We start from the raw sequence: 25,045 nt of genomic DNA on the forward strand, positions 1-25,045 counted from the left end.
TTTTAAAAAATGAATGACTATTTACCTTTAAACAAGAGTATAATTTTTAACCTAGCTGTACCTAATAGGACTAAGCTATTGCTTATATTGCCTATTAAATAAATAAAACCTACACAAATAAGCCATATTTATTCTATATAAGTGAATTAAAATTCAATTTAAATATTCCAAGCTACTTCACTCCCTGATAAACTGCTCAACTTAATTTACTAATGTAAAACATTTGAACTGGGGATCACTTTTTATGTTTAAACCAAGCTTGTTAACCTTGGCTATTTCGAGCGCTGTTTCCAGCGTATTTTTATTGCCTAATGCCGCACTTGCTCAAGAAGAAGTTGCAGCTAAAAACAAATCACTCGAAGTAATCGAAGTTACAGCAACAAGGCGCAGCGGCTCTGTGCAAAATGCACCGCTAAATATTACAGCCCTTGATGCAGATATTATGAAAGATCAAAATATCAATGAGCTTGCCGATGTAGCCCGCTGGGTGCCTGGTTTAACAATTACCGATCAAGGTGGTCGCTCAGGCTCGCCTATTATTGTTCGTGGTTTAAATACAAACTCGTCTGGTCCATCATCAGATGGCGGCACGGTATCTACTTACATTAACGAAATTCCGGTTTCGGTAGATATGCGCCTAGTAGATATTGAGCGTGTTGAAGTATTAATTGGGCCACAAGGCACCCTTTATGGTGCAGGCACATTAGGCGGTGCAATTCGTTACATGCTTAAACAACCTGAGCTCGATTTTACATCGCTTGAAATTTACGGCGACCTGTTTCAAACAAAAGAAAGTGACTCTCTAGGTGGCGAAGGCGGCTTTATATTTAACCTTCCACTCATTGAAGACAAACTTGCAGTACGCGCCAGCTTAAACGTATATGAAGATCCGGGTTTTATCGATTACGGTTACGTAGTGCGCGAGCCTGGCGTATCGTTACCAGATCCTGATTGGAGCGACAGCTCAGCAGTTAATAACAACCTTAAAAATGTAAAAGACGCCAACGGCGAAACCACCACTACAGGTCGCATTTCTGTTCGCTTTAAACCAAACGAATCGTTTGAAGGTACGCTTAACTACTTTTACCAAAACCAAGATAGCGAAGGCCGCTCGATTGTTCATTACAACAGCCTTAATTCAAACAACGGTTTAAGCGACGTAATAGGTAAATACGAATCGGCTTATCGCTTTGAAGAGCCGCGCGAGAAAAAAGACCAATTACTAAGCCTTGAACTAAAAGCCGACCTAGGTTTTGCAGAGCTAGTATCGGCTACTGGTATTTCGAGCTTTGATGCCGACGGTCAACGCGATCAAACAGATTTACTTATTCGCCTTGATTACGGCTATGAAGAATTCCCTTCGTTTTCAACGTTTACCCGTGAAATAGACGAAGAAGATACCTTCACTCAAGAGCTGCGTTTAGTATCGCAAAGCGACAGCGACTTTAACTGGATTGTGGGTGGTTTTTACAACAAAACAGAAACCGAAGCGTCAAGCAGAGAGTTTACCCCTGGGTTTGACCAATTCGCTATTGATAACTTTGGTGGCGAGCAGCTAAGACCTGACTCATTAGAATACTTAGAGCTTACAAAAAGTAAAGTCACTGAGTCTGCACTATTTGGTGAAGTTGGCTACCAAGTAACCGACAAATTAGATGTGACCATTGGTGCCCGTTTTTACAAGTACGATATAGAGTCGCAAGCGGCTTTTGACTTCCCGCTAGCAAATACATTGTATGGTGGAGTAGATCCTGACAAAATCACCGTTGCATACGAAAAAGACGAAGCAGGCGATAACGGTAACTTATTTAAATTTAATGCTAAATACCAGTTCACTGACTCTGTAATGGGTTATGTAACCGTAAGTGAAGGTTTCAGAATTGGCGGTTCAAACGGTTTAGTGTCTTGTCCTGATCCTATTGTTGAGGATCAACAAACAGGTTGTGGTAAACCTGACGAATTATTATATGAAGCCGACACCACAACAAACTACGAGCTAGGCTTTAAAAGTACATGGTTTAGAAGCCAGCTACACTTTAACGCCGCATTATTTAACGTAGATTGGGATGATGCACAAATTACAGGCGCTACAGATATAGGTCAATTAACGTACCTTTCAAACGCAGGCAGCGCTAATGCAAAAGGGGTAGAAATTTCGACCCGTGCCATTTTATCTGACTCGTTTTCAGTTTACGCAACTTATGCCTACACAAAAGCAGAGCTAACATCAGACGCACCATTTTTGTTTAATGCCGATGGTACCGATGGCGCAGAAGACGGCGACCGTTTACCAGGCTCACCTGAAAATCAATTTTCGATGGGTGTAAACTATCAAACAGACGTGTTTAACGACAAAACGCTTGATATTAACTACGGTTTAACTGCGCAAAGCGACGTGCTTTCAAGAGTAGGGCTTCGTGATAACGGTGAAACACTACCCGGTTACAGCTTAAGTAATATATCAGCTAAATTAACAGCTGATGCATGGTCAACTACCCTATATGTTGATAATCTATTCAACAAATACGCGGTTACATCCGTTCGTCGTTCAGATGCCGATATAACATCAGCAAATGGTGCCGACATACAACGTAACTACGGCCATTACATTAATCGCCCGCTTACGGTAGGTGTTAAATTTAACTACAAATTTGAAATATAATTTATAGTAATTTTTAAACAATGTTTTAAGGCTCAAATTTATTTGAGCCTTTTTATTTTCTTTCACAAAATAATTACCAAAAACCATGCAGCCAAATTTAAAGCAACTTCATCAAAGCGCAATACACTCCCTAAACCAAGGTAAAATAGAGCAAGCACACAAAGCCCTAGTGGAGTTAGTTACACTCAAACCAGACTTTGCTGATGGGTATTTTTTGCTGGCAATGGTTAATTTAACTGTTGGGCAAATACACAAAGCAATAAAGCTCATCGAAAAAGCCCTCACCCTTGGCCAAAGTATTGAATACACCGCGCAACTTGCTAAATGTTACGCACTTACTGGCGAATTACAAAAATCAAAAAACACCGCACTATCGGTGCCATTAAAGCAAATAACTAAAGCACTTGATGCCGACACACTCGGCGTTGCACTTACTCAAGCAGGTATTCACGAGCAAGCACTTAACTACTTTGAGCACGCTATTACACTGTCTACAGCAGCTAACAAAGCTCAGCCCCCGTTTTATTATAACTACGGTGTAAGCGCTAAGTTTTTAGGGCTATTTGATAAAGCCCAACACGCTTTTGAAAATGCCATAGCGCTTAACCCGCTGCACCACCAAAGTCATTTTGCATTAAGTGATTTAACTAAAGTAAGTACACAAAACAATCATATTGAGGGCTTAAAAAATGTATTTGAGCAAGTAACACACCCCGATGCAAAACTGCATATTGGCCATGCACTCGCAAAAGAGTATCAAGACCTTGGTGAGTTTACTCAGGCTTTTAACGCGTTAGAGCAAGGTAAAGTAGCAAAACGTGCTGTACAGCCGTTTGATCATAAAAGCTCAACTGAGTTATTTGAACACATTAAACTCTTAAGTGAGCAGCACACACAAGCGCTAACACAAGGTAACCCAACGGCCGAACCTATTTTTGTATTAGGCATGCCCCGCTCTGGCACCACATTGGTTGAGCGTATTTTATCGAGCCACAGCGACGTGCAATCAGCCGGTGAATTACAAGACTTTGGCCTAAGTGTTAAAAAGCTGAGCCAAACACAAACACCCCATGTGCTCGACACTCAAACGCTCAGTAAAGCCTACGAGCTTGATTTTAATCAGCTTGGGTCAACCTATTTAAACGCAACACGCGTAATAACAGGCAGCCATAAACACTTTATTGATAAGCTCCCGTTTAACTTTTTTTATATCGATTTAATAGCCAAAGCACTGCCAAACGCCAAAATAATTTGTATGCTGCGCGATCCAATGGACACCTGTATTGGCAACTATCGCCAATTATTTACCATTAATAACCCCTACTACGCGTACTCGCTCGATTTACTCGACACAGCAAAATTTTACAGCCGTTTTTACAAACTAATGCAGCACTTTAGTACCCTGCACAGCAATATAAAATTAGTAAAATACGAAGAATTAGTCGCACAGCCCGAGCAACAAATTAAAGAGTTAGTCAGCTTTTGTAACTTAGAGTGGCAGGAGCAATGTATAGATTTTCACTTAAACACCGCACCAGTTTCTACCGCCAGTAAAGTACAAGTACGCCAACCACTTAACAATAAAGCAATCGGCCGTTGGAAAGCATTTAAGCCACATACTAATAAAGCAGTGGAGTACCTTTTAAAGCAAGGTATTAGTATTGAGTAAACGCTTTATTTTACCGGTAAGAGACGCCAAATAAGAGGCTTTGTGTAAGTGTAGATCGGTTAAGCGAAGCGCCATCCGACACAGTAAAATACCTTGCCAATTATTATCTATATTTTATGTTGTGGAGTGGCGGAGAATGCCAACAGCAGATATTACCTTTCAAAGCCTTTGAGTGGGACTGCTAAGCCATGTGAATTCACACACCATTGCAGTCATTGAGGTTTAAGTTAAAGAGCCAATAAAACTAACACTTCACTTTGTCATCCATTGCTCTACTATGTATAACCAAAATCAGGATGAAATAAGGCCATACATTTCTGTTATTATGAAAAATCTATTATCCATTCGTTCTTATAGCACAAAACCAACCCGTCACTCACATCACTTTAATCAATTGGTTTTACCTTTACGTGGTGTCATAAATATATGCGTTGGTGATTTCAATGGTAAAGTTGCGCCAAGTGGATGTGTTGTAGTTAAAGCCAATGAAGAGCACTTGTTCACTGCAGATACTGAAGCTAGATTTGTAGTTGTGGACATGAAAAACCTACCCCTAAATATTTCATCTTCTCACTGTATTGTTTTTGCAATTAACTCATCCCTTAAAAGTTACTTAACCTTTATCGAAAACCAATTAGAAAATAAAGTTAATGCTCAATTAGAACAGGCGATGTTTGAAATGTTCAGTTTACTGCTTGCAGAGCAACCTTTATTGCCAAAAGTAGATAACCGTATTGGTACAGCAATATCCTTCATAGAGCAAAATATTGCAGAGCAACTTCACATTAAACGCCTGGCTGAATCTGCTTTTCTAAGCGAAACGCAGTTTAAGAAACTATTTAAGCAACAAACAAATATGACTGTGATGAAATACGTAACCAAACTTCGTATGGAAAAAGCGCAAGCTTTACTAACACACACAGATTATCCACTATCAATCATTGGTGAAAAAGTAGGCTGCAAAGAGCCGTCAGCCTTTAGCCGAAAGTTTTCACAATACTTTGGCCTACCACCTAATAAATTCAAAAAGTAAACTTAGTCTTTATTGTCAACGATAGCGTCTTAATTGTTAAAAACTCCTTTCATCATTAGCATACAATTTCTGGATTGAAATAATAAAAAACAGGTTTCACTATGCAAAGTCATCACGGAAGTTTTAAAGGTGTAATTGCTATCATTATTGCTAGTTTTTTGTGGGGAACAACAGGCACCGCAGCAAGCTATTCCCCTGATGTGAGTTCGTTTGCAATTGGTGCATTCTCTATGGGAACAGGGGGAGTGCTACTTGTTATTACAGCACGAAAAACGTTGTTTATAGATTATAAGCTCATGATTTCACAGCCTAAGGTATTACTTTTAGGTGCCGCTTCTGTCGCTATTTATCCATTAGCATTTTATACTTCAATGCGTTTATCAGGTGTTGCAATTGGCACTGTAGTTTCAATTGCTACGGCACCTTTTTTTGCTGCAATCCTTGAAAGCCTAATTAGTAAAAAAAATATATCACTGGAATGGGTACTGAGTTTTGTTATTGGAGCTATAGGTATTACTTTATTAACGTTAGGTAGAGATCAGAGTAATGATCCTTCATACAGTATTAATCAACAGAGCCTGGGTATTCTTTTGGGGTGTATTGCAGGATTAACCTATGCAGGTTATTCATGGGCAGCAAGGAGTTTAATTGAAAGTGGAGTTCATTCGAAATCGTCAATGTCAGGACTGTTCGGTTGTGCTGCTTTATTGTTACTCCCTTCATTATGGTTTACAGGTGATAACTTATTTTCAAGCGCAACCAATGCATTGGTATCTTTGTATATGGCAGTAATTCCAATGTTTTTAGGATACTTACTATTTGGTTTTGGCTTGAATTATATAAATGCAAGTAAAGCGACATTAATTACCTTAATAGAACCATTAGTTGCAACTGTTTTAGCCGTTTTCGTTATTGGTGAAAGGTTTAAGATAATTGGTTGGATAGGTGTGGCTTTGGTATCACTATGCCTATTAATGCAAACCATCAAACCTCAAAAGCAATTAAGAGTACCTATTAAATCTATGTAGCTTAAGAGCATTGACAATGCTTTTAAAAGCTTACCATAGGGTATAATTCATTTATATAAAGTAAAAAACATGAACGCTCGTAACGAACGTTCATAAAATGTAATAACCAAGGAGACGAGTATTGACTTCATACATCATAATTTCTCACAGTCTGCCTCACGCTCACAGCCGAACTTCGCTAAAGTGCCATTTATAGTATTTGAATTTAGGTCTAGATTGATGATCGTAAATGCCAGCATAGCGGTTGTTCAAGTATTTATATTTAGATGACTTATTTGTATCCCCCTAATCTCTGCCATATTAGAAAGTTACTGGTTAAGATTAGGTTTTTGTATCGCTGATAAAGATGCATATCATGTTCATCACTCTTCTTTATCCAGCAACTCCATTAATCCAACCAGTGCAGCGAAAAATACAGCCCCTACAGGCCAAATTATCCAAGTTACGCCCCAATCCATAGTCCATAAGCTCCAACCAAGAAAGATAGCGATTAGCAAAGGCCAGTAGAATGCAGCGAGTTTTTCAGCACGTTTTACACGTCTACTCTTTACGGTACCTAGAGGCCCATCTTTTAGAATATTGTTATAAGCCTCGTATTTAGCCGCAACAGGAGACACAATGTATATCCCAGCGGCTATGATGAGCATAAGCACAATTAGCATCATTAGAGTTATACTTGGGCCTCTGAAAAGCATACTAGCAAACATAAGAGGTGCAAAACTGATAATGAACATAAATATACCCAACGATAATCTTCGATTATAGGTAGGTCTGAACTTTGTTAATTTTTCATTGAAAACACCGTGTACACCATAGGCTAATTCAAATGCTTCATTATCTATTACCGCTATATCGCTTTTATATTGGTTGGCTCTGAGAAAAAAATTTATTCCCATAGAGACCATAACTACAATACACACAACTCCTATCGCTGCTGCGATATTGCCTGTCAGGTTCAATCGATTGGTTTCAGCCATTGCCAAGAAGAAAAACAAAGGTACTACTGAGCATAAACAAAGTATAACTCCTTTAGTGATTAAGGCTGACACTTCCATCTTATTTTCAATATATTTTGCTGCTTGTTCTAAACTAATTTGAATGATATCAGGCTTTTTATTTTCATCATGAGAATCAAAAGCTTCATTCTCATCTCTTAGTAGAAAGTCAGTAGACACGTCAAAAAGCTCCGCCAACATAATTATCCTATTTAAATCAGGTATGCTATTAGTGCTTTCCCACTTAGACACTGACTGCCTAGAAACATTCATCTTTTCAGCCAATTCTTCCTGCGACCAACCAACTTGTTTTCTTAATCTAACAATCTTTTCTGCTAAAATCATAAAGTTCATTCCTTCATTTGTTGTTGAGCGGTAAGCATAGAAAGTCAGGTAGTTGCAGACTAGCAAGTCAAGTTGTTAATTTGTCAACCAGCGGTTGCAATTAGGTTAAACAGCTAAATTTAAACATTTTATTTGGTGCTAGCAAGTTAGTTTTTCATTTTGAGAGTCGAACCAAATTAGACATCCTAAATATAACTAAGCTGTCAATCTATGGCAAAATTTCCCCATCAGGCAGGTCTTCCAGCCCAAAAGCTTTAAAGGTGCCCGTTTGATCCAATTTTGTCACTCGCTTAGGGAAGAGTTTAGTGTTTAATTGCTAAAATCACCTATAGCATAACTAGGGCATCCATAGTTAAACCTCCTCAAAAAAAGCGACCGGCGAAACTAGACAGCCACTTTAATTATACATACCAAACTGTGTCATAAAATTTATCTTTTAGGTTAAAAATTTACCTTTCCTACTGGATTACTTTCATTTCACCTATTAAATAAGTCATTAACTCTATTAAACCTAAATCACACGCATAAAAATGGCTGCATGGTGCAGTTGTGATTTATTACTGAATAGTTTTACTGAGTAGCTTAAGTTTTATGCAAGTAGCTTTTCGCAGTTACTGATATTCGCCCGTCGCTTTCTGTTTAAATTTTCACAGTAACTTGCTTGTGAACTTGGCCTGCCTACTGCACCATGAAATACACGCGTAAATTGTGTGGTGAGTTTTAACCAGTTTTCGGGGGATATATTCACTCTTTCGAGTAAGGGTAGGTGCGAACTTTCAATATAACCTCGTTTGTCTTCTCGTATACAATGTCCAGTTAACTCAACAAGTTCAAGGTACGATTTAAGCTTAAACGGCAGCCCTTTTGGCATAATTTGACGTGGCATACCTGCAAAGCGCAGTAGTTGTTTTGGTTGCTTGCCATCCTTTACATACGTTAAACGCTGTTTGATGCTGGTATGGTCTGACTCCTCTGGGGTGTTAGCCATTTTGGCTCTAATTGGGTTTAAATCGACATACGCCATACAAGCAGCAAGTGCCGCTTCATCCAGAAGTGCTTGGGACGTAAAACGTCCCTCCCAAAACCTACCTGTGCAATTATCTTCTTTGTTCGCTCTGCGGGCAATATCTTCATTTAGTAATCGCATAAACCAGCTAATACTGGATAGGCGCTCGCGGTAGTCGTTTACTGTTTGATTGAAAAAGATAAGTTCGGCTTTACTTAGCTTTTCACCTTGTACATATTTTTGCGTAAGTACAGTGCCTTTACAGAGCTTATGCCAGCGAATGATAATCGCTTTATCGTTTAATCGATTCGCTTTTTTATCATCAACATACAGTACTAAGTGGGTGTGATTACTCATAACAGCGTAAGCACATACATCAATACAAAATACCTTCGCTAATTCAAGCAGCTTATCTTCAACCCAGCCTCTGCGGTGCTCGTAAGATTTGCCTGTAAAACAGTCTTCGCCACATAAAAATGCACGACGAACACAGCGTGAAATACAATGGTAATATTTTGTATCAACCAAACTTATTTGACGCTTTCTTGCGATAGCCATGAGACACTCTGCTTGTTTTTTACACTAAATAAAGCCTAGTACTTCTTTTCATAAAGTGCAAAATTTAGAGTGGGTGTCCATTCTATTGTTTCTTGACTGGAGCGGTGCCTGTGGTCACGACTATCACTTACTGCGAGCAAGCTTACTTGTGGATGGGCGCTCTATCGTGATTTATAACATGATTGTTGAGCAGAAGGATTTTGATAGCCCAGCAACCAATAGCCTGTTTTTAGATGAACTTTATGAAGTGCTTGGACGACATCCTAGTGTCTATATTGTAACAGACGGCGGCTTTCTTACGCCTTGGTATAGTAAAGTACGCGAACTTGGTTGGCATATGATAGGTCGATTAAGAGGCTCAATGAAGTGTAAACTAGCCATGCAATCACAATGGCATACATTACAACAACTTAGGGCTGGTGCCAGCGATATACCTAAGGCGTTAGGTCAAGCACGACTAACTCAGTCCAGCCCGACAGCATGCGATGCATTTTTACACGTATATCATGGAAAAAATAAAGGAAGAAAAGGAAAAAGCAGATTTACGAAAGATACAAAAATGTATCAAAACTTAGCTAAAGAGCCATGGTTACTCGCGACATCAGACAATACAATGACGAGTAAGCGAGTAGTTGGTTTATATAGTAAAAGAATGCAAATAGAGCAAAATTTCCGCGATGACAAAAGTTTGAGATATGGTTTTTCGTGGCGTTTTAGTAAAAGCACCGGCATAAATAGAATAGGAATATTATGCTTGATAGCCACAATAGCGAGCACTGCGTTATGGTTTATAGGGTGTGAAGCAGAAAAAAGAAAGTGGCATATAAAATTTCAAGCAAATAGCGTTAAGAATCGCCGAGTTCTTTCATTTTTAACCTTAGCCAAGCAAGTCATAAAGCTATGTAAGAGACGTATTACACAAAGCTATATAGAAAAAAGTTTAAAAAACTTTATTTTGAATTACGAAAAAGAGGCCGCTGGATAAAATGGGGATCCCTCAGCCCGAAGGGTTCTTCCTAGGGGCTATTTACTCTTTGTTGCCTACATGGATGTAAGTAAGGGGGCGTGAGCAGGACGCGGAAGCTTTGCTCGGTTTTTACTTATTCTTACATGGATGTAAGCCAGTAGGGTAACGCAGGAGCAGTTACCGAGCCCACTAGGTTACAAATCTCGCGCCGCGATTAAATAGCCCCTAGTTTGAACAAATTTTAATCCGCAAAGATCAACAGTCCCCAAATTACAGACTCTTACGCAGTTTATTAATAAACCATCTTGTAGCTTTCCCTTTATTGTTTGTCCGCCAACCAAGGAACAAAGGTGTTACCGGTGCATCTTTATTAATTGGTAAAGGGATTAAATTTCCTACCTCCAGTTGATTTATAATTCGATGTGTTGGTAAAAAACCAACGCCCAAACCTTTTACCTGCGCTGTTATTTTTTGCTCTAATGTGGCAACACGCATCACTGTTTGTTTTTCGAATATCCTGTGCGTCATCGGAGGCAACTTTTTTGAAGAGTCCCTGATCACAATTGAATGATATGGTTTTATATCCTCCTCAGATAGAGGAAGCTTATATTTTAGCAAAGGGTGGCTTTTACCGACTACAAACTGCCAATCTGCGCGCTTAATTTCTTCAAATTTAATCCCTTGAGTATTCACATCTGGAAAAGGTGCACCGATAACCAAATCAGCTCTATTTTCAATAATCGCGTCCCAGCTACCCCCTAATACTTCTTCTATAATGTTTACTTCAACATCTGTGTTAAGTTTATAAAACTCTGCAACAACCTCGTATAGTTCATTTATATCGTAAATAGTATCAATGGCAATGGTAATGCGGGACTCCCAGCCCCTGTCTACTTGTTTAGCTACTTCAACAATGTTCTGAGCTGCTTTTAATAACTCTCTACCTTGCTCAAGTAATACCTTACCCGCAGGCGTTAAAATAGCTCTTCTTCCCTCGCGTCGGTAAACAATAATACCTAAATCTTCTTCTAACTTTTGCACCGTATAGGTAATTGTTGATGGCACACGATATAAAGTAGCCGCAGCGGCTGCAAAGCTGCCTTTTCTATCTATTGCGTCTAGTACTTCACACGCATCTAAGGATAATTTCATTAGCTCACCATCAAATTTAATTGTTCAGTATATTCGAACCTATTTATCAATGTAACTCAATTTAACTACAAATTATATTGTCTATAATAGATTCATAGTTTAAAAATTCAGAACATTTCGATTCTTTTATTTCAATTAATAATAGATCAGGAGCTTAAAATGCAAGTATTACACAAAGATTCATTACATAGAGGCGGATTTGCAGGGTTAAAAGAAACACGCCTTGTCGTTGATAATAAAATTGGCGGACGAAATGATACATGGAATGGACTTGGTAACTTTATATATTTAGCTGATGCACGCTTTTCACCTAAAGGCGAAACAGGTATGCATCCTCATCAAGAATTAGATGTTATTTCGGTTATGCTTGAGGGACGCATAGAACATAAAGGCTCTATGGAAAATGGGAAATCGATGCATGCTAATCAAGTGCAAGCACAGCGAGCAGGCGGCGAAGGCTTTGTTCATAACGAGATTAACCCAGACGATGTAGAAAACAGAATGCTGCAATTATGGGTTTTACCTGAAAAATCAGGTGAGCCTGCAAGTTATAGCTTTTTTGACTTAAAAAGAGACGAAATGGTGCGAGTGTACGGTGGTGCCAAATCTCAACAAGACACACTAGATAGTCAGACTATAATCGAAATTGGTCTAATCAGTAAAAACCAAAATATCACTCACGAAGGCGAATTTATTGCTTATGTTACCGGTGGTGAAGCTATTGTAAATGGTGTTGAAGTAAAAGACGGTGATTTAATTCGTGACGATAAATTAGATTTTACAGCGCTTAGCGATGAGGTTCATTTATCATTAATTTACTTAAATAAAGCAAGCTAAAAGCTTTATCACGACTAATATTAATAGCAATAAACAAAACCGAAGCTACGTTTAATTTAGCGCAGCGTTCAAAATAACTTAGCATACCAACAAGGTGGCCCTTAAATTAAGTAAGCAACCTTGATATATAGGAATTTAAATAATGAAAAAAATACTAACCGTATCGGGAAGTAATAGTAAAAACTCTATCAATAGAACATTATTAGAGTTGGCATCAAGCAAAATTGAAGGTCATGAAGTGACCACGCTAGATATTAGAGATTACCCAATGCCTTTTTTTAGTTTAGACAGAGAAGAAAGTGAAGGCCATCCAGATGCCGCTAAGCAAATACGTACTTTATTTGCGCAACACGATGCTTTTATTATTTCATCTCCGGAGCATAACGGTGCAATACCTGCAGAGTTTAAAAATTTATTTGATTGGGTATCTCGTTTAGGTGACTTACAAAACCCAATGTTTGCAACAAATAAGCCTGTGTTTTTATTAAGTACATCACCAGGTCCTCGAGGGGGCGCGACCAATATACAAACATTAAGTCAAATAATGCCATTTTGGGGAGCTGATATTAGAGGTTCATTTAGTTTAGGTAGTTTCTACGACTACTTTGTAGATGGACAATTAAATGTTGAAAAAGAGCAAGAGCTCACAAGCGCTATAACCGACTTTACTGCCTCACTTTAATCGGCTAAGTGTTAGCCGCAAAGTCATCAAGAGCAAATATCGACGCCAGCTATCATAAGTTTTTACGGTCTACTCATTGTTAGCAGTTGAACTCCGTAAAAAGTGGCAAAAAAACATTCAAGGCGTACATCTGAAATCTGTTCGGTGGCGCCTTCGGCTTAAGCAACCTACCTTTATACGTAGGTCGGATAAGTGGCAAAGCCACGCCATCTGACAAAATGATGAATTCACCAGAGACAACCCAACTTACCGCGTTACTCTAAATGACCTTTTAAGCTCAAAGCTGAACTTCGGCAAAGTGCCATCAGCAGACAGTCAGGAGTTATAATGTCTGAAGTCTAGATCAGACTCCTTTAGATTTTGTTATGTGCTGCTTATCAATATACTTCTTACAAAAAAGCTAGATAATGCAATAAAACTTATTATGTATGGAAATAACAGATCTAGTGTTTCTCTATACTTAAAAAGAGCCTCTAATTGATACTTTGCCTCATATGATAATAATTTAAAGTAATCCTTTCGACCCCACTCATCTTTGTAAGTATTTAACTCAATATCGTTTTGATAATAATATCCGCCGTCATGTTCATCATGTTCTGTAGCTTCATAAGTTAAATTTCGTTGAAATATACCTTTAATTTTATAATTTGGTGATTGGATACCAGGTTCATCTCCAGGCCATATATCAATTCGCTTGCCTAATAACCCATTAATCTCTTCTTCCTTAGGGGTGTAACAAAATACTCTATAATCGCTAAGCATTCGTTTTGTCCAAAACAAGTATAGTTGATCATGATATGACTTAGCATATCCGTAATACCTGAGTGTTAGGTACAGAATAGATATTGCGAATAAATAAAGTATATTTTCATGGTTTGTGAATTTAAGTTTAAATATAAAAGTATTAGCTTCGTGAAGAGTTGCCCCTGAAAAATTTAACCCGATTAAAATCACACATAAACTAATTAATATCTTTCGTTTAGACTTTAAACCTTCATCGCTATCAATAGTTTTTCTAAATTCATTTATATCCATTTTACTTATATCAATCCTCATTAATACTCATAACTATAAGAGCACTTAAGAGGGGAATTTTCCTATTTTAGCGTGAAAACGTCCTTATTTTACTAGCTTCTATTATTATAAAAAAGTGTAAATCATTGCCAGCATTGAATATTATGCTTCGCAAAGGTGGCTTTAGGAAAAGTTACTAATTAGTACCGCTTAGCTAATACCAACTAACCCTGAATGACTATATCTAGCTCTTTGCCGAGGTTCGGCTCAGTACCGTTTCCGGGGAGTAATAAGCTTAATCACTTGCTAGTATTCATTTCAATATAAGCCCAACTAAATCAATGTATGTTTTTATCGCAGGTAAAACTAAGAATATGACTGTAAAAATTACTGCCCATTTTTTACTAAACCACCACTTTTTGAGATCCTGGTAGTGGTCAGGGAGAACTTCAAGTTTACTTTTCTCAAAAACAACACTCGGATAAATTTTTAATGTGATGTCTGTATCATATTTAACAAGGTTTAGAGTACGTAATTTATTTACAGACTCTTCAGAATAACAATCAAGTGCTTCTAAATCAGAAGTCATCATGTCGTCCCCTTTGTTAATAAAGTGCTCTGCCAAGTATTTTAAAAGAACCTTATCGTCTTCCGTGTACATTAAACCTCCTTGAGTACTCTTAATTAAATAGAGTACTAATCACGCATACTTATGCCGAAAGTAAGCTTATTTTCTACATTATATAGTTTTAACAAATAACCTAAAGTATTACTATCTCTGAGATTTCTAAACTTTTGAATAAAGTTAAATGGAACAAGATACGCGCGACGCTCGTTTTCTTTAATACATGCGAAAACGAAACCGTTTGACTGATATTTTAACTATTATGTTGGGTTAATCTCAATGACTGGTTATCGCTCTAAGCCAACTAGTAGTTACATGCAATTTGCAGATACTCAATACTCTAAAAAGCCTTTGCTATATTACCAAGCTGAAGAGTAACTCCAACAGCATACTATTTTTGCAATTACAAAATTGCCATTTAATACAATATACAACATGCCTATGGCAGCATAATTGCACTAATATTAGTTACAAATCGTTACTCGAATACACACTTAAAATAGGGAATTTATAATCGGTAAACGATACAGTTACCGATTGTGTTTCGTTGCCTTTAAAACCGAGTTTAAATTCCATTGGCATGAATCGGCTGCCATCAGCAAAAAGCGCAAGTAAGTGCTCCTCGCCTAATTCGCGATTGCCCGACGATAAGTTAGTTAGCGTTATAACAGCCCAGCGTTCGCCCTCTTCATTGCTCATTAATACATAATTAACGATTTTAAAATCCCCTTTTTTAGGGGTTATGTTGCTATCGTTTGCAAACGATAAGTGCATGCTATTTGGTACTGCACGGTCAACATTTAGCGCTTTGATTGTGTCGGCTTGGGTTGCCCACGAAAGCACCAATAAAATGATCACTAAGGCTTTCTTCATTGTGAGTTCCTTTTTATTACCTAGTAAAATACCTAGTAAATTACGTAACAAACTACATAACAATAACTGTTTAAATTATATTCGCATTCCATACCTATTGTGTAAACAAACAATCATCGTTATTTACCCAGCGCTTTGGCTGCGCCGCTGCAGACTAAGCGCTCATTCAGTGTGCTTGCGCTACTTTAGGGTAATAACGAGTGATAAGAGTAAATAATTCAAAGCTAACTTAAAGTAAAAAACGCGATTAAACAGGAGTATAAACGTATGGCAAGCACACATAAAAACTCAACAATGGATTTATCTGATCCCAGTAACAGCATTCAAGTAAGAGGGGCACGCGTTCACAACTTAAAAAATGTAGACGTTGATTTACCTCGTAACGCATTGGTGGTTTTTACAGGAATATCTGGATCTGGAAAATCGTCGCTTGCGTTTGGAACGCTGTTTGCTGAGTCGCAGCACCGTTATCTTGATTCAATATCGCCATACGCCCGCAGGTTGATAGATCAAGTTGATGAGCCCGATGTTGATTCTATTGAAGGGCTACCGCCTGCTGTTGCTTTGCAGCAGCAACGCGGGGCACCGTCGGTTCGCTCATCCGTTGGCAGCATAACAACTATTTCTAACGCGCTACGCATGCTTTACTCACGCGCAGGCGAATACCCCAAAGGGCAAGGTATACTTTATGCTGATGCGTTTTCGCCCAATACGCCACAAGGTGCGTGCCCAGAATGCTCAGGAATAGGCCGAGTGTTTGAAGTAACCGAAAAGCTACTTGTGCCAGACGATACAAAAACTATTCGCCAGCGCGCCATTGAAGCGTGGCCACCAGCATGGCAAGGTAAAAATTTAAGCCGAATTCTTACTTCCCTCGGATATAACATAGACACACCTTGGAACAAACTTTCTAAAAAAGCACGCGATTGGATTTTATTTACCGACGAAACACCTACCGTGCCGGTATACCCAGATTACACTTATGAGCAAACACAAAATGCGATAAAAAATAACGAAGATCCAAGCTACATGGGAACTTTTTCAAGCGCTAAACGCTTTGTTTTACAGTCTTTTGCTACTACCCAAAGCCCGCGTACAAAAAAGCGCGTATCGCAGTTTATGCAAATATCGCAGTGCCCTACTTGCCAAGGTAAAAAATTAAAACAAGCATCGTTAAGTGTTAAATTTGCAGGGCTCGATATTGGCGAGCTATCTCAACTTACATTAAACGAGCTTGCTAAAAAACTAAGTAACGCCGCCAATACCAAAGTAAATAAAAATACAAAAAATCCAGAGCAAGCCATTGTTACGCAGCGCATTGCCAGCGATATTCTTACCCGTATTGAAGCACTAACCATGCTTGGTTTAGGGTACTTGTCGCTAGAGCGTACAACGCCAACGCTCTCACCCGGAGAGCTACAACGATTACGACTTGCCACACAGATTCGCTCTAAATTATTTGGGGTGGTTTACGTGCTAGATGAACCTTCAGCGGGTTTACACCCTGCAGACACACAAGCACTTTTAAAAGCGCTTGATGAGTTAATAGCGGCTGGCAATTCTGTATTTGTTGTTGAGCACGATGTTAGTGTTGTTAAACATGCCGATTGGATTGTTGATGTAGGCCCTGATGCAGGTGTGCATGGTGGCGACATTATTTACAGCGGCCCTGTTGAAGGGTTAAGAAAAATACAAAATTCGCACACCGGCCGCCACCTTTTTGCTAAAAACACCAGTCAAAAATCTACTCAAAATAGCGCTCAAAAAAAGGAGCAAAGGCAGCCAAAAGCGTGGTTAAAATTAGCTGATATTGAGCGTAACAACCTTAAAAAACTCAATGCAGAATTTCCACTGGGTGTTATGACAACCGTTACTGGGGTTTCGGGATCTGGTAAATCAAGCTTAGTAAGCCAAGCGTTAGTAGAGCTTGTTTACGAAGCGCTCGGGCAAAAAGTAATAACACAAGCGCCAACCGACGAAGCCGACTTACTCGAACAAGAGCTGCAAACACACACCAGCGGAAAAGTCATTGAAGGTATAAGCAATATAAGCCGCCTGATTACCGTCAATCAAAAAGCGATTGGCCGTACCCCTCGTTCAAACTTAGCTACCTATACGGGTTTGTTTGATCACGTGCGTAAACTATTTGCTTCAACACAGAAAGCAAAAGAGCGCCGTTACGATGCTGGTCGCTTTTCGTTTAATGTTGCTAAAGGTCGCTGTAAAAACTGTGAAGGCGTTGGCTTTGTAAGTATAGAACTGCTGTTTTTACCTAGTGTTTATTCACCTTGCCAAGTGTGTCATGGCAAACGTTATAACGAGCAAACACTTGAGGTTACATATCGTGATAAAAACATAAGCGATATCCTCAATTTAACGGTTGAATCGGCGCATACCTTTTTTGAAAATGAACCTGCAATACTGCGAGCACTCGATGCACTTATGCAAGTTGGTCTTGGGTATTTACGTTTAGGGCAACCTGCCACTGAGCTTTCTGGCGGTGAAGCGCAGCGTATTAAATTAGCAACTGAACTACAGCGTACACAGCGCGGCAACACCCTTTATATTCTTGATGAGCCAACGACAGGCCTGCATCCATCGGATGTATCAATGTTAATGTCGCAGTTAAATAAATTAGTAGATGCTGGCAATACCGTCATTATGGTTGAACACGATATGCAAGTAGCCCGCAATAGTGACTGGGTTATAGATGTAGGACCCGGTGCTGGCGAAGAAGGCGGCTTAATTGTAGCGCAAGGTAAACCTACAGAGGTAGCTCAATCTAAAATAAGCCGAACAGCACCTTTTTTGAATGACGCAATTTAAAGAGCAGGTAAACACTAAATAACAAAAAAGAGCCAATGGCTCTTTTTTGTTATTAGCTTTTTAAAAAGCGTTCTATTTTAGGTTTTACCGTAACCGACATTATCAGCATTATAGTTAAACCTATTGGTAATGCAGCTAATAATCCTTCAGCCCATCCAGTTACAAATACACGCATATCTGCATAGCCAATATTATTAGTAGCGGTAACAAACGCCATAACCGACTCCATGATCAGCGCCATAAAAACACTAATCACTAAATTACGTTTTAGCTCGTTACTAGGGCGTGTTTATCTTTGTGGATTGAAATTTGTTCAATCTAGGGGCTATTAAATCACGGCGCGAGGTTTGTAACCTAGTGGGCTAAGTAAAAACCGAGCAACAAAGAGTTAATCGTCCCTAGAAAGAACCCAAAGGGCAGCGCATGTTTGGTATTTATGCTGCTTTATCGCCTATTTATGGGGAGTAACCACACTACATAGGCTCTGCCTTGCCTAAAAACCAAACACACTGCTGCAAATTCAACCACCAAAGGTCAATACGCCCTAAGTAATAACTTATTAACTAGCTTATGCATTAAGGTCATCATTACAAAACCAACAGGCGCCATAACCAATACTGCACTTATAAATGAGGTAAACCAATCTGCATAAAAATGCTCTGTAACACCCACATTCACATAAGTCATAATGCCAGTTAGAGTACCGCCAATTAAGGTAATAATACTTACCATAACCAGTATTTTATAAATTACAGGTGTTTTTTTAGGCTCAACCATTACTGGATTTGCTGATACGGGTGTACTCATTTTTGGGCATGCCTTAAGCGTTAAATAGATGATAAAGTCAACTATATCAAATTAATTGATAATATCAACTACTTTTTGAACTAACCAAAAATAAGCCAAATTCCAACTAACCCCATTAAGCTACCAGCGATACGGTTCATCCATTTTATATTATCACCACGGCTTAAAAATAAACGTAAGCTTTTACCGCCTGTTGCGTAAGCTAACATACTTAAAAACTCGGTGGTCATTATAACGCCAAGCAATACTAAAAGCTGAGGGGCTACAGCATGCTCAACACTTATAAAGGGTGGCAGTAGTGAAATCATAAACGCCCACCCTTTAGGGTTAGCAATTGCGGTTACAAAACCTTGCGTAAATAACGACTTCCTACTTACGTCACTTGGTTTTGAGGTATCGACCGACATTTTTCCTTTGGCTCGCCACATGTTAACGCCAATATAAATTAGGTACGCACCGCCTACCCACTTTAAAATAGCGAACGCTTCAGGGTAATTTAGCATTACGCTTGCAACACCTAATACCGCAGCTATGGCAACACTTGCAACACCTAACAGCTCGCCTATCATCATCCATAATGTGCGGCGCACGCCAATGCTCATACCGAGTGTCATGGCAAGGGTCATACACATACCAGGCGTTATCGACACAAAAAAGAACGTAGGAATAAAAACCGCAAGTGCTGCTACATCAATCATTAATTTACTCTCATATTAAAAGCAAAAACGCGGCTATAAGTAGCCGCGCTGTTACTTACTCATTTTTATTACTATTGCCCAGCACTTACCACTGGTTCGGTAATTACTTTTACTGGCTCTGCTGTATCATTTAACAAATACTTATCTAACCACTGTTCTTGTTCCCACAACACATGTAATAAGCTTTTACGCGCACGGTAACCATGTGCTTCGTAAGGGAGCATTACTAAGCGAGCATCTTTACCTAAACCTTTTAGAGCTGCGTACATGCGCTCACTTTGCATTGGGAAGGTTCCGTGAGATTGAGGGTGGGTCTTCTTGCACCCCACCGCATATGTAAAAGCATCTATTGCCCAGCACTTACCACGGGTTCAGTAATAACCTCTACTGGCTCTGCTGTATCATTTAACAAATACTTATCTAACCATTGTTCTTGTTCCCACAACACATGTAATAAGCTTTTACGCGCACGGTAACCATGTGCTTCATAAGGGAGCATTACTAAGCGAGCATCTTTACCTAAACCTTTTAGAGCTGCGTACATGCGCTCACTTTGCATTGGGAAAGTGCCAGAATTAGGGTCTTCTTGACCGTGGATCATTAGCATTGGCTCGTTAATTTTTTCAGCATGGAAAAACGGCGACATATTAGCGTACACACTTTGTGCTTGCCAAAAATCACGCTCTTCTCCTTGAAAACCAAACGGCGTTAATGTGCGGTTATACGCGCCACTGCGGGCAATACCTGTTTTAAATAAATCGCTATGAGCCAATAAGTTAGCAACCATAAATGCACCGTATGAGTGCCCTGCTATGACAATATTGTTTTTATCGGCAATACCTTTTTTAACTAATACATCAACAGCTGCTTGCGCACTTGATACTAATTGCTTTCTAAAGTTATCGTTTGGCTCGCTGCCATCAATACCTACAATTGGCATTTTAGGGTCGTCAAACACGGCAATCCCTTTGGCAAGGTAAGGCATTGGGCCCCAATAACCAATGTAAGTAAATGCATAAGGCGATTCGCGTACTTGTGATGCTACGGCTTTATCTTTGTATTCAAGTGGATAAGCCCACATAAGTACCGGTAACGGGCCTTGTGTTTTATCGTACCCTGGTGGTAAATAAAGCGTGCCCGAAAGCTCAACACCGTCATCGCGTTTATAACGTAATTGCTCTTTAGTTACGCCTTTAAATGCAGGGTACGGATGCTCAAATGTCGTTAGTTGCGTTAACGTGTCGTTATCTAAATCACGTATAAAAAAGTTAGGTTGCTCAGTTTTAGATTCGCGAATAGTAATAAAGCGCTCACCTTCGTCATCAAGCAGTGCGCGAACACGCTCGTAATACGGCGCTTCTGATTGCCATAAACGCTTGCTGCTATTTGTTTTAACATCGTACCTATCTAAAAACGGCACATTACCTTGCTCTGAAGCACCATTACCGCGCAGGTAAATATAACGCCCGCCTACAATTTTAATTACGTTTGCGCCTAAATCGTTGCGCTCGTAAATTGCATTACCCGGGTCTTTGTACGCATCGTTGTAACTACGCTCTGAAAATAGCACGCGGTTTTTGTCGGCATCTCGTGGTTGTACAACAAAGGTGCGTACTTGGCGATCGCTAAAGCGCCAGTCTGTCAGCATTGCTACGTTTTCGTTGCCCCACTCCATTCCCGCATAACGGCGCTCTACTTTGGCAAATAATTTAGGCTCGCGTTTAAATGGTGCACGTAAGCTGTAAACATAATCATGATGTTCAACGTCGGTTTTCATGTCACCGCCATCTTGTGCTTCTGCCCAAATAACTTCAGCGCCTTGATCGGCTCGCCATTCAAAATCGCGGCGGCCAGTGCGTACGCTGTCGTAGCCTTGTGGAATATTATCGGCAAGTGGCTGTTTTGCCAGCTCTGCTAATGCATAGCCGCGCATGCCCCATATTTGCCACGTGCTTGCAAAGCGGCTGTAAGGCACTTGATACGAAAACGGCTCATTAATACCGGCAACTAAAATATTGGTAGAATCAGGTGATACCGAAAACGATTTAAATAAAGAAGGGCTACCTATTGTTTGAGTATTGCCATCAAGCGTTATGTAAGCCAATTGCCCTTGGCCGTAAAACTTAAACTGTGATTCATCAAACGGGCTGGTTAATAAATTTTGGTAAGTACGTGCTGGTGCTTTTTCGCCAGTACTTTGTTGAATAACAGGCACTACATTTTGGCTGTTATTTTCAAGCCTTGGTTTACCAAAATTAACAGCAAGATTTGCAATAATGGCGCTGCTATCTGGCAGCCATTTATATGGCGATGCAGTTAGTACCGAATTTAACACAGCACTAGTTAACTCTTTTGATTGTTTGGTTTCAACGCTGTAAAGCCATAAGTTGGCTTGGGTTGGTTGCTCAACAACAAAGGCTAAATATTTACTATTAGATGACCATTTAGGTGAGCGGATAATGCCATTAGGTAAGTTGTTAATGCTAATAACCGACCCGCTTTGAACATGCTTTAGCTCCACGGCACTAAATTTGGCACTCACACGAGAGCGCGAAAAATTAGCGGGGTTTAGCTTAATACCAGCAAGCTTAAGCTCTTCTTTTGCAAGTTCATAAAGGGTTACTACACGTTTGCGTTCAAAAAGCGCTAGCCACTGGCCATCGCTCGATAAGTAACTAGTGGGTGCTAACTTAGCGTCAACCAATGCTGCAAGTTCAGGTGATGGGGTTTGATAGCCCTGCTCGGCGTAACTTGTTGGCACCAATGCCACACAACAAATAAAGGCAACTAACAGCCTAAAAGCGCTCATGTTTTTATCCTTTTGTTATTTTTTACTCTTATAGGCGTATATAAGCACGTTTTGCTTTGTTCATAAAGTATTAAGGTAAGTTAAACACCTCTAAAAGATGACTTAATAGTGCTGATTAAGCTAAACTACAGCGCTATTTATTCACCACTGCGGTACTTAAAATACAATGCATAACAAAGCCAAATCAGTCACCATTTTTGATGTTGCAGAGCGTGCTGGTGTATCAAAATCAACCGTATCCTTGGTACTTACCCACAGCGATAAAGTGGGCAATAAAAGTAAACAAAAAATACTAAAAGCGATAGATGAGCTAGGATACGTTTATAATCGTGATGCCGCTGCTATGCGCTCAAAACGCTCTAACTTAGTGGCCATAGTAATAAATGATTTAACTAACCCAGCTATGGCACACCTTGCTACCAGCTTACAACTTTTGTTAAACGACAATGGCTTACAAGCCATGATTGTAAGCAGTAATAATAGTCTTGAGCTACAAGCAAACGCAGTTAAAAGCTTAAAAGAATACAACGCGGCTGCATTTATTATTTGCCCCGTTGCTAATATTTGCCCCAAATGGCTTGATGCGCTCAGCGCGCAGCACAAAGTAATTACCTTAATGAGTGAAGTGCCCTTTAGCGCAGCGCCATGCGTACTTCCCGATTATAAAAAAGCCAGCCACGTAGCCAGTATGCATATACTCGCACAAGGCGTGACAAACATAGCATTTATAGGCAATGAACTTACTTTAAGTGATTCACAAGCACTGCAAAGTGGCTTTAATACCGCATGCGCGCAGCACAGCATTACACCATTAGCACCCATTGACTGCGCAGTAAACACAGCCCTTAGCGCTAAAAATGCATTTATAGAAGCATATAAACACAACCCCACATTAAACGCAGTGGTGTGTGCAAACGATATTATTGCTCAAGGTGTTATTGCCGCTATTAACTCATTAACTCATCACTCTATAAAAGTAGTGAGTTGCCACCACATTCCTAATAGCGCGGTTATAAATAATCAATTAACCACTGTGGCTATTAGTACAACTGATATAGCTAAGCGGTGCCTTTTAATACTGCAAGAGCTACTACAAAATACAGCCCCGCCAGTAAAAACACTGGTAAATGTAAACTTACAAATTAGAGATTCTAGCCAATGAAAAAAGTGCTGGTAATTGGCTACGTATGGCCAGAGCCAAATTCGTCTGCTGCGGGAACGCACATGATGTCGTTATTAAATGCATTTAGAGCGCAAAACTGGGACGTTGAATTTGCAACGCCCGCGCAGCGCACCGACCACATGGTAAACCTTGACGACTTCGGTATAACCAGCCAAAGCATTGCACTAAACTGCGATAGCTTTGACGAATACGTTAAAGCTTATAACCCAGATATGGTCATGTTTGACCGTTTTATGATGGAAGAACAATTTGGCTGGCGCGTCGATAAGCATTGCCCAAATGCCATTAAAATATTAGATACCGAAGATTTACAATGTTTGCGTAACGCTCGTCACGAAGCGTTTAAAGGTGAGCGCGAGTTTACAACCAGCGATTTACACTCAGACATAGCAAAACGCGAAATTGCCGCTATTTTACGCTGCGACCTAAGCTTAATTATTTCAAGTTATGAAATGAGCCTGCTAAACAGCGTATTTAAAATAGAGCCAAGCTTATTACACCATTTACCATTTATGGTCGATTTAAGCTCACTGCCTACAAGTACAAAAACGTTTGAGCAGCGCCAGCACTTTATGACCATAGGTAACTTTAGACACGCACCAAACTGGGATGCTGTACTTTATTTGCAAAAAATATGGCCACTTATTCGAAAGCAACTCCCAAAAGCAGAACTACATATTTATGGCTCTTACCCACCACCAAAAGCCACGGCACTAAATAACCCTAAAACAGGGTTTTTAATAAAAGGCTGGGCCGATAATGCGTTTGATGTAATGCAAAGCGCACGCGTATGTTTAGCACCACTTCGTTTTGGTGCAGGCATTAAAGGTAAATTACTTGAAGCCATGAACATGCAAACACCCAGCGTTACCACTAATATTGGCGCAGAGGGCATGCATAACGATTTACCATGGCCTGGTAAAATAGCCAACACCGCCGACGATTTTGCCAATGCTGCTGTTGAAATGTACACCAATCAAAATGACTTTGAGCAAGCGCAGCAAGATGGCAACACGCTCCTTAATACGCTTTACGATAAAGCTCAATTGAGCGCGGTGTTAATTAAAAAAATTGATTCAATAAGTAGTGATTTAGAGGCTCATCGCGAAAAAAACTTTACAGGCCAAATGCTCAAACATCATACAATGCGCAGCACTCAATACATGTCGCAATGGATAGCTGAAAAAAATAAAAAATTAGATTAAAAATGACTAGACACACACCAATTAGTGTTTAAAATCGCGCCCATCAAACGTGGGCAGTTTTAGCTGTATTG

General features: G+C 39.6%; 20 protein-coding genes and 1 pseudogene. 10 read left to right on the plus strand and 11 right to left on the minus strand.

Going from position 1 to position 25,045, the window contains the following annotated elements; all coding sequences use genetic code 11:
• Positions 1-244 precede the first annotated feature (244 nt).
• From H5115_RS02060 to H5115_RS02075, 4 genes are all read left to right on the plus strand, one after another.
• Positions 245-2,662 (plus strand): TonB-dependent receptor, encoded by a 2,418-nt coding sequence (locus H5115_RS02060; RefSeq protein WP_182753374.1) that lies wholly within the window; start codon positions 245-247, stop codon positions 2,660-2,662.
• 85 nt (positions 2,663-2,747) lie between these two features.
• On the plus strand, positions 2,748-4,331 hold the full coding sequence (locus tag H5115_RS02065; protein WP_182753376.1) for a sulfotransferase: 1,584 nt from the start codon (positions 2,748-2,750) through the stop codon (positions 4,329-4,331).
• A 325-nt stretch (positions 4,332-4,656) separates the two neighbouring features.
• Positions 4,657-5,364: an AraC family transcriptional regulator gene (locus H5115_RS02070; RefSeq protein ID WP_182671234.1), complete on the plus strand. Its 708-nt coding sequence runs from the start codon at positions 4,657-4,659 to the stop codon at positions 5,362-5,364.
• A gap of 101 nt (positions 5,365-5,465) precedes the next feature.
• Positions 5,466-6,392: a DMT family transporter gene (locus H5115_RS02075; protein WP_182671062.1), complete on the plus strand. Its 927-nt coding sequence runs from the start codon at positions 5,466-5,468 to the stop codon at positions 6,390-6,392.
• 362 nt (positions 6,393-6,754) lie between these two features.
• Here the strand turns inward: H5115_RS02075 and H5115_RS02080 are convergent, their stop codons facing one another.
• Together H5115_RS02080 and H5115_RS02085 are read right to left on the minus strand one after the other, a co-directional pair.
• A complete protein-coding gene (locus H5115_RS02080) occupies positions 6,755-7,732 on the minus strand; it encodes a helix-turn-helix domain-containing protein (protein ID WP_182753378.1) in 978 nt (325 codons plus the stop codon).
• Between the two features lie 589 nt (positions 7,733-8,321).
• Positions 8,322-9,296 carry a transposase gene (locus H5115_RS02085; protein ID WP_182672899.1) on the minus strand — a complete coding sequence of 325 codons (975 nt, stop codon included), beginning with the start codon at positions 9,294-9,296 and terminating at the stop codon, positions 8,322-8,324.
• Positions 9,297-9,381: 85 nt separating this feature from the next.
• On the opposite strand from H5115_RS02085, the gene H5115_RS02090 reads away from it, so the two are divergent.
• Complete coding sequence (locus H5115_RS02090; RefSeq protein ID WP_182753380.1) at positions 9,382-10,281, plus strand: IS4 family transposase; 900 nt, start codon at positions 9,382-9,384, stop codon at positions 10,279-10,281.
• A gap of 252 nt (positions 10,282-10,533) precedes the next feature.
• Here the strand turns inward: H5115_RS02090 and H5115_RS02095 are convergent, their stop codons facing one another.
• Entirely contained in the window at positions 10,534-11,415 is an 882-nt protein-coding gene (locus H5115_RS02095) for a LysR substrate-binding domain-containing protein (protein WP_182672897.1), read from the minus strand.
• A gap of 159 nt (positions 11,416-11,574) precedes the next feature.
• Here H5115_RS02095 and H5115_RS02100 point away from each other — a divergent pair, with 159 nt between their 5' ends.
• Together H5115_RS02100 and H5115_RS02105 are read left to right on the plus strand one after the other, a co-directional pair.
• Entirely contained in the window at positions 11,575-12,252 is a 678-nt protein-coding gene (locus tag H5115_RS02100; protein WP_182753381.1) for a pirin family protein, read from the plus strand.
• A 142-nt stretch (positions 12,253-12,394) separates the two neighbouring features.
• The gene (locus tag H5115_RS02105; RefSeq protein WP_149604845.1) at positions 12,395-12,934 is read left to right on the plus strand and encodes an NADPH-dependent FMN reductase; all 540 of its coding nucleotides are present in this window, start codon (positions 12,395-12,397) and stop codon (positions 12,932-12,934) included.
• A 363-nt stretch (positions 12,935-13,297) separates the two neighbouring features.
• Here H5115_RS02105 and H5115_RS02110 read toward each other — a convergent pair whose 3' ends face one another.
• The 3 genes from H5115_RS02110 to H5115_RS02120 all read right to left on the minus strand — a co-directional run bounded on the left by H5115_RS02110 (position 13,298) and on the right by H5115_RS02120 (position 15,446).
• A complete protein-coding gene (locus tag H5115_RS02110; RefSeq protein WP_182753383.1) occupies positions 13,298-13,969 on the minus strand; it encodes a hypothetical protein in 672 nt (223 codons plus the stop codon).
• A gap of 292 nt (positions 13,970-14,261) precedes the next feature.
• Positions 14,262-14,609, minus strand: a complete 348-nt coding sequence (locus tag H5115_RS02115; protein ID WP_182753385.1) for a hypothetical protein — start codon at positions 14,607-14,609, stop codon at positions 14,262-14,264.
• A gap of 432 nt (positions 14,610-15,041) precedes the next feature.
• A complete protein-coding gene (locus tag H5115_RS02120) occupies positions 15,042-15,446 on the minus strand; it encodes a hypothetical protein (RefSeq protein ID WP_182753387.1) in 405 nt (134 codons plus the stop codon).
• A gap of 267 nt (positions 15,447-15,713) precedes the next feature.
• On the opposite strand from H5115_RS02120, the gene uvrA reads away from it, so the two are divergent.
• A complete protein-coding gene (gene uvrA, locus H5115_RS02125; protein WP_182753389.1) occupies positions 15,714-18,272 on the plus strand; it encodes an excinuclease ABC subunit UvrA in 2,559 nt (852 codons plus the stop codon).
• A gap of 52 nt (positions 18,273-18,324) precedes the next feature.
• On the opposite strand, the gene H5115_RS02130 is transcribed toward uvrA, so the two are convergent.
• From H5115_RS02130 to H5115_RS02150, 5 genes and pseudogenes are all read right to left on the minus strand, one after another.
• Positions 18,325-18,513 (minus strand): DUF2798 domain-containing protein, encoded by a 189-nt coding sequence (locus H5115_RS02130; RefSeq protein WP_231615234.1) that lies wholly within the window; start codon positions 18,511-18,513, stop codon positions 18,325-18,327.
• A 293-nt stretch (positions 18,514-18,806) separates the two neighbouring features.
• Positions 18,807-19,079, minus strand: coding sequence for a DUF2798 domain-containing protein (locus H5115_RS02135; RefSeq protein WP_223231579.1), 273 nt, complete (start codon positions 19,077-19,079; stop codon positions 18,807-18,809).
• Positions 19,080-19,159: 80 nt separating this feature from the next.
• The gene (locus H5115_RS02140) at positions 19,160-19,777 is read right to left on the minus strand and encodes a LysE family translocator (RefSeq protein ID WP_182673667.1); all 618 of its coding nucleotides are present in this window, start codon (positions 19,775-19,777) and stop codon (positions 19,160-19,162) included.
• Positions 19,778-19,848: 71 nt separating this feature from the next.
• A pseudogene (locus H5115_RS02145) lies at positions 19,849-20,073 on the minus strand (alpha/beta hydrolase family protein); the annotation flags it as partial.
• A 50-nt stretch (positions 20,074-20,123) separates the two neighbouring features.
• Positions 20,124-22,586, minus strand: coding sequence for a S9 family peptidase (locus H5115_RS02150; RefSeq protein WP_182753391.1), 2,463 nt, complete (start codon positions 22,584-22,586; stop codon positions 20,124-20,126).
• A gap of 166 nt (positions 22,587-22,752) precedes the next feature.
• Here H5115_RS02150 and H5115_RS02155 point away from each other — a divergent pair, with 166 nt between their 5' ends.
• Together H5115_RS02155 and H5115_RS02160 are read left to right on the plus strand one after the other, a co-directional pair.
• The gene (locus H5115_RS02155) at positions 22,753-23,748 is read left to right on the plus strand and encodes a LacI family DNA-binding transcriptional regulator (RefSeq protein WP_182753393.1); all 996 of its coding nucleotides are present in this window, start codon (positions 22,753-22,755) and stop codon (positions 23,746-23,748) included.
• The gene (locus H5115_RS02160; protein ID WP_182753395.1) at positions 23,745-24,974 is read left to right on the plus strand and encodes a glycosyltransferase; all 1,230 of its coding nucleotides are present in this window, start codon (positions 23,745-23,747) and stop codon (positions 24,972-24,974) included. Before H5115_RS02155 ends, H5115_RS02160 begins: the two co-directional genes overlap by 4 nt.
• The last annotated feature ends 71 nt before the right edge of the window (positions 24,975-25,045 follow it).

The organism is Pseudoalteromonas sp. SR44-2 (assembly GCF_014163745.1).
GTDB classification, from domain to species: Bacteria; Pseudomonadota; Gammaproteobacteria; order Enterobacterales; family Alteromonadaceae; genus Pseudoalteromonas; species Pseudoalteromonas distincta.

Coding starts and splice junctions, on each gene's coding strand:
- H5115_RS02135 (WP_223231579.1), bottom strand. CDS start 19,079: ATGAGTACACCCGTATCAGCAAATCCAGTAATGGTTGAGCCTAAAAAA.
- H5115_RS02120 (WP_182753387.1), bottom strand. CDS start 15,446: ATGAAGAAAGCCTTAGTGATCATTTTATTGGTGCTTTCGTGGGCAACC.
- H5115_RS02140 (WP_182673667.1), bottom strand. CDS start 19,777: ATGATTGATGTAGCAGCACTTGCGGTTTTTATTCCTACGTTCTTTTTT.
- H5115_RS02080 (WP_182753378.1), bottom strand. CDS start 7,732: ATGATTTTAGCAGAAAAGATTGTTAGATTAAGAAAACAAGTTGGTTGG.
- uvrA (WP_182753389.1), top strand. CDS start 15,714: ATGGCAAGCACACATAAAAACTCAACAATGGATTTATCTGATCCCAGT.
- H5115_RS02095 (WP_182672897.1), bottom strand. CDS start 11,415: ATGAAATTATCCTTAGATGCGTGTGAAGTACTAGACGCAATAGATAGA.
- H5115_RS02100 (WP_182753381.1), top strand. CDS start 11,575: ATGCAAGTATTACACAAAGATTCATTACATAGAGGCGGATTTGCAGGG.
- H5115_RS02070 (WP_182671234.1), top strand. CDS start 4,657: ATGAAAAATCTATTATCCATTCGTTCTTATAGCACAAAACCAACCCGT.
- H5115_RS02065 (WP_182753376.1), top strand. CDS start 2,748: ATGCAGCCAAATTTAAAGCAACTTCATCAAAGCGCAATACACTCCCTA.
- H5115_RS02115 (WP_182753385.1), bottom strand. CDS start 14,609: ATGTACACGGAAGACGATAAGGTTCTTTTAAAATACTTGGCAGAGCAC.
- H5115_RS02150 (WP_182753391.1), bottom strand. CDS start 22,586: ATGAGCGCTTTTAGGCTGTTAGTTGCCTTTATTTGTTGTGTGGCATTG.
- H5115_RS02060 (WP_182753374.1), top strand. CDS start 245: ATGTTTAAACCAAGCTTGTTAACCTTGGCTATTTCGAGCGCTGTTTCC.
- H5115_RS02130 (WP_231615234.1), bottom strand. CDS start 18,513: ATGGCGCTGATCATGGAGTCGGTTATGGCGTTTGTTACCGCTACTAAT.
- H5115_RS02110 (WP_182753383.1), bottom strand. CDS start 13,969: ATGGATATAAATGAATTTAGAAAAACTATTGATAGCGATGAAGGTTTA.
- H5115_RS02160 (WP_182753395.1), top strand. CDS start 23,745: ATGAAAAAAGTGCTGGTAATTGGCTACGTATGGCCAGAGCCAAATTCG.
- H5115_RS02105 (WP_149604845.1), top strand. CDS start 12,395: ATGAAAAAAATACTAACCGTATCGGGAAGTAATAGTAAAAACTCTATC.
- H5115_RS02075 (WP_182671062.1), top strand. CDS start 5,466: ATGCAAAGTCATCACGGAAGTTTTAAAGGTGTAATTGCTATCATTATT.
- H5115_RS02155 (WP_182753393.1), top strand. CDS start 22,753: ATGCATAACAAAGCCAAATCAGTCACCATTTTTGATGTTGCAGAGCGT.
- H5115_RS02085 (WP_182672899.1), bottom strand. CDS start 9,296: ATGGCTATCGCAAGAAAGCGTCAAATAAGTTTGGTTGATACAAAATAT.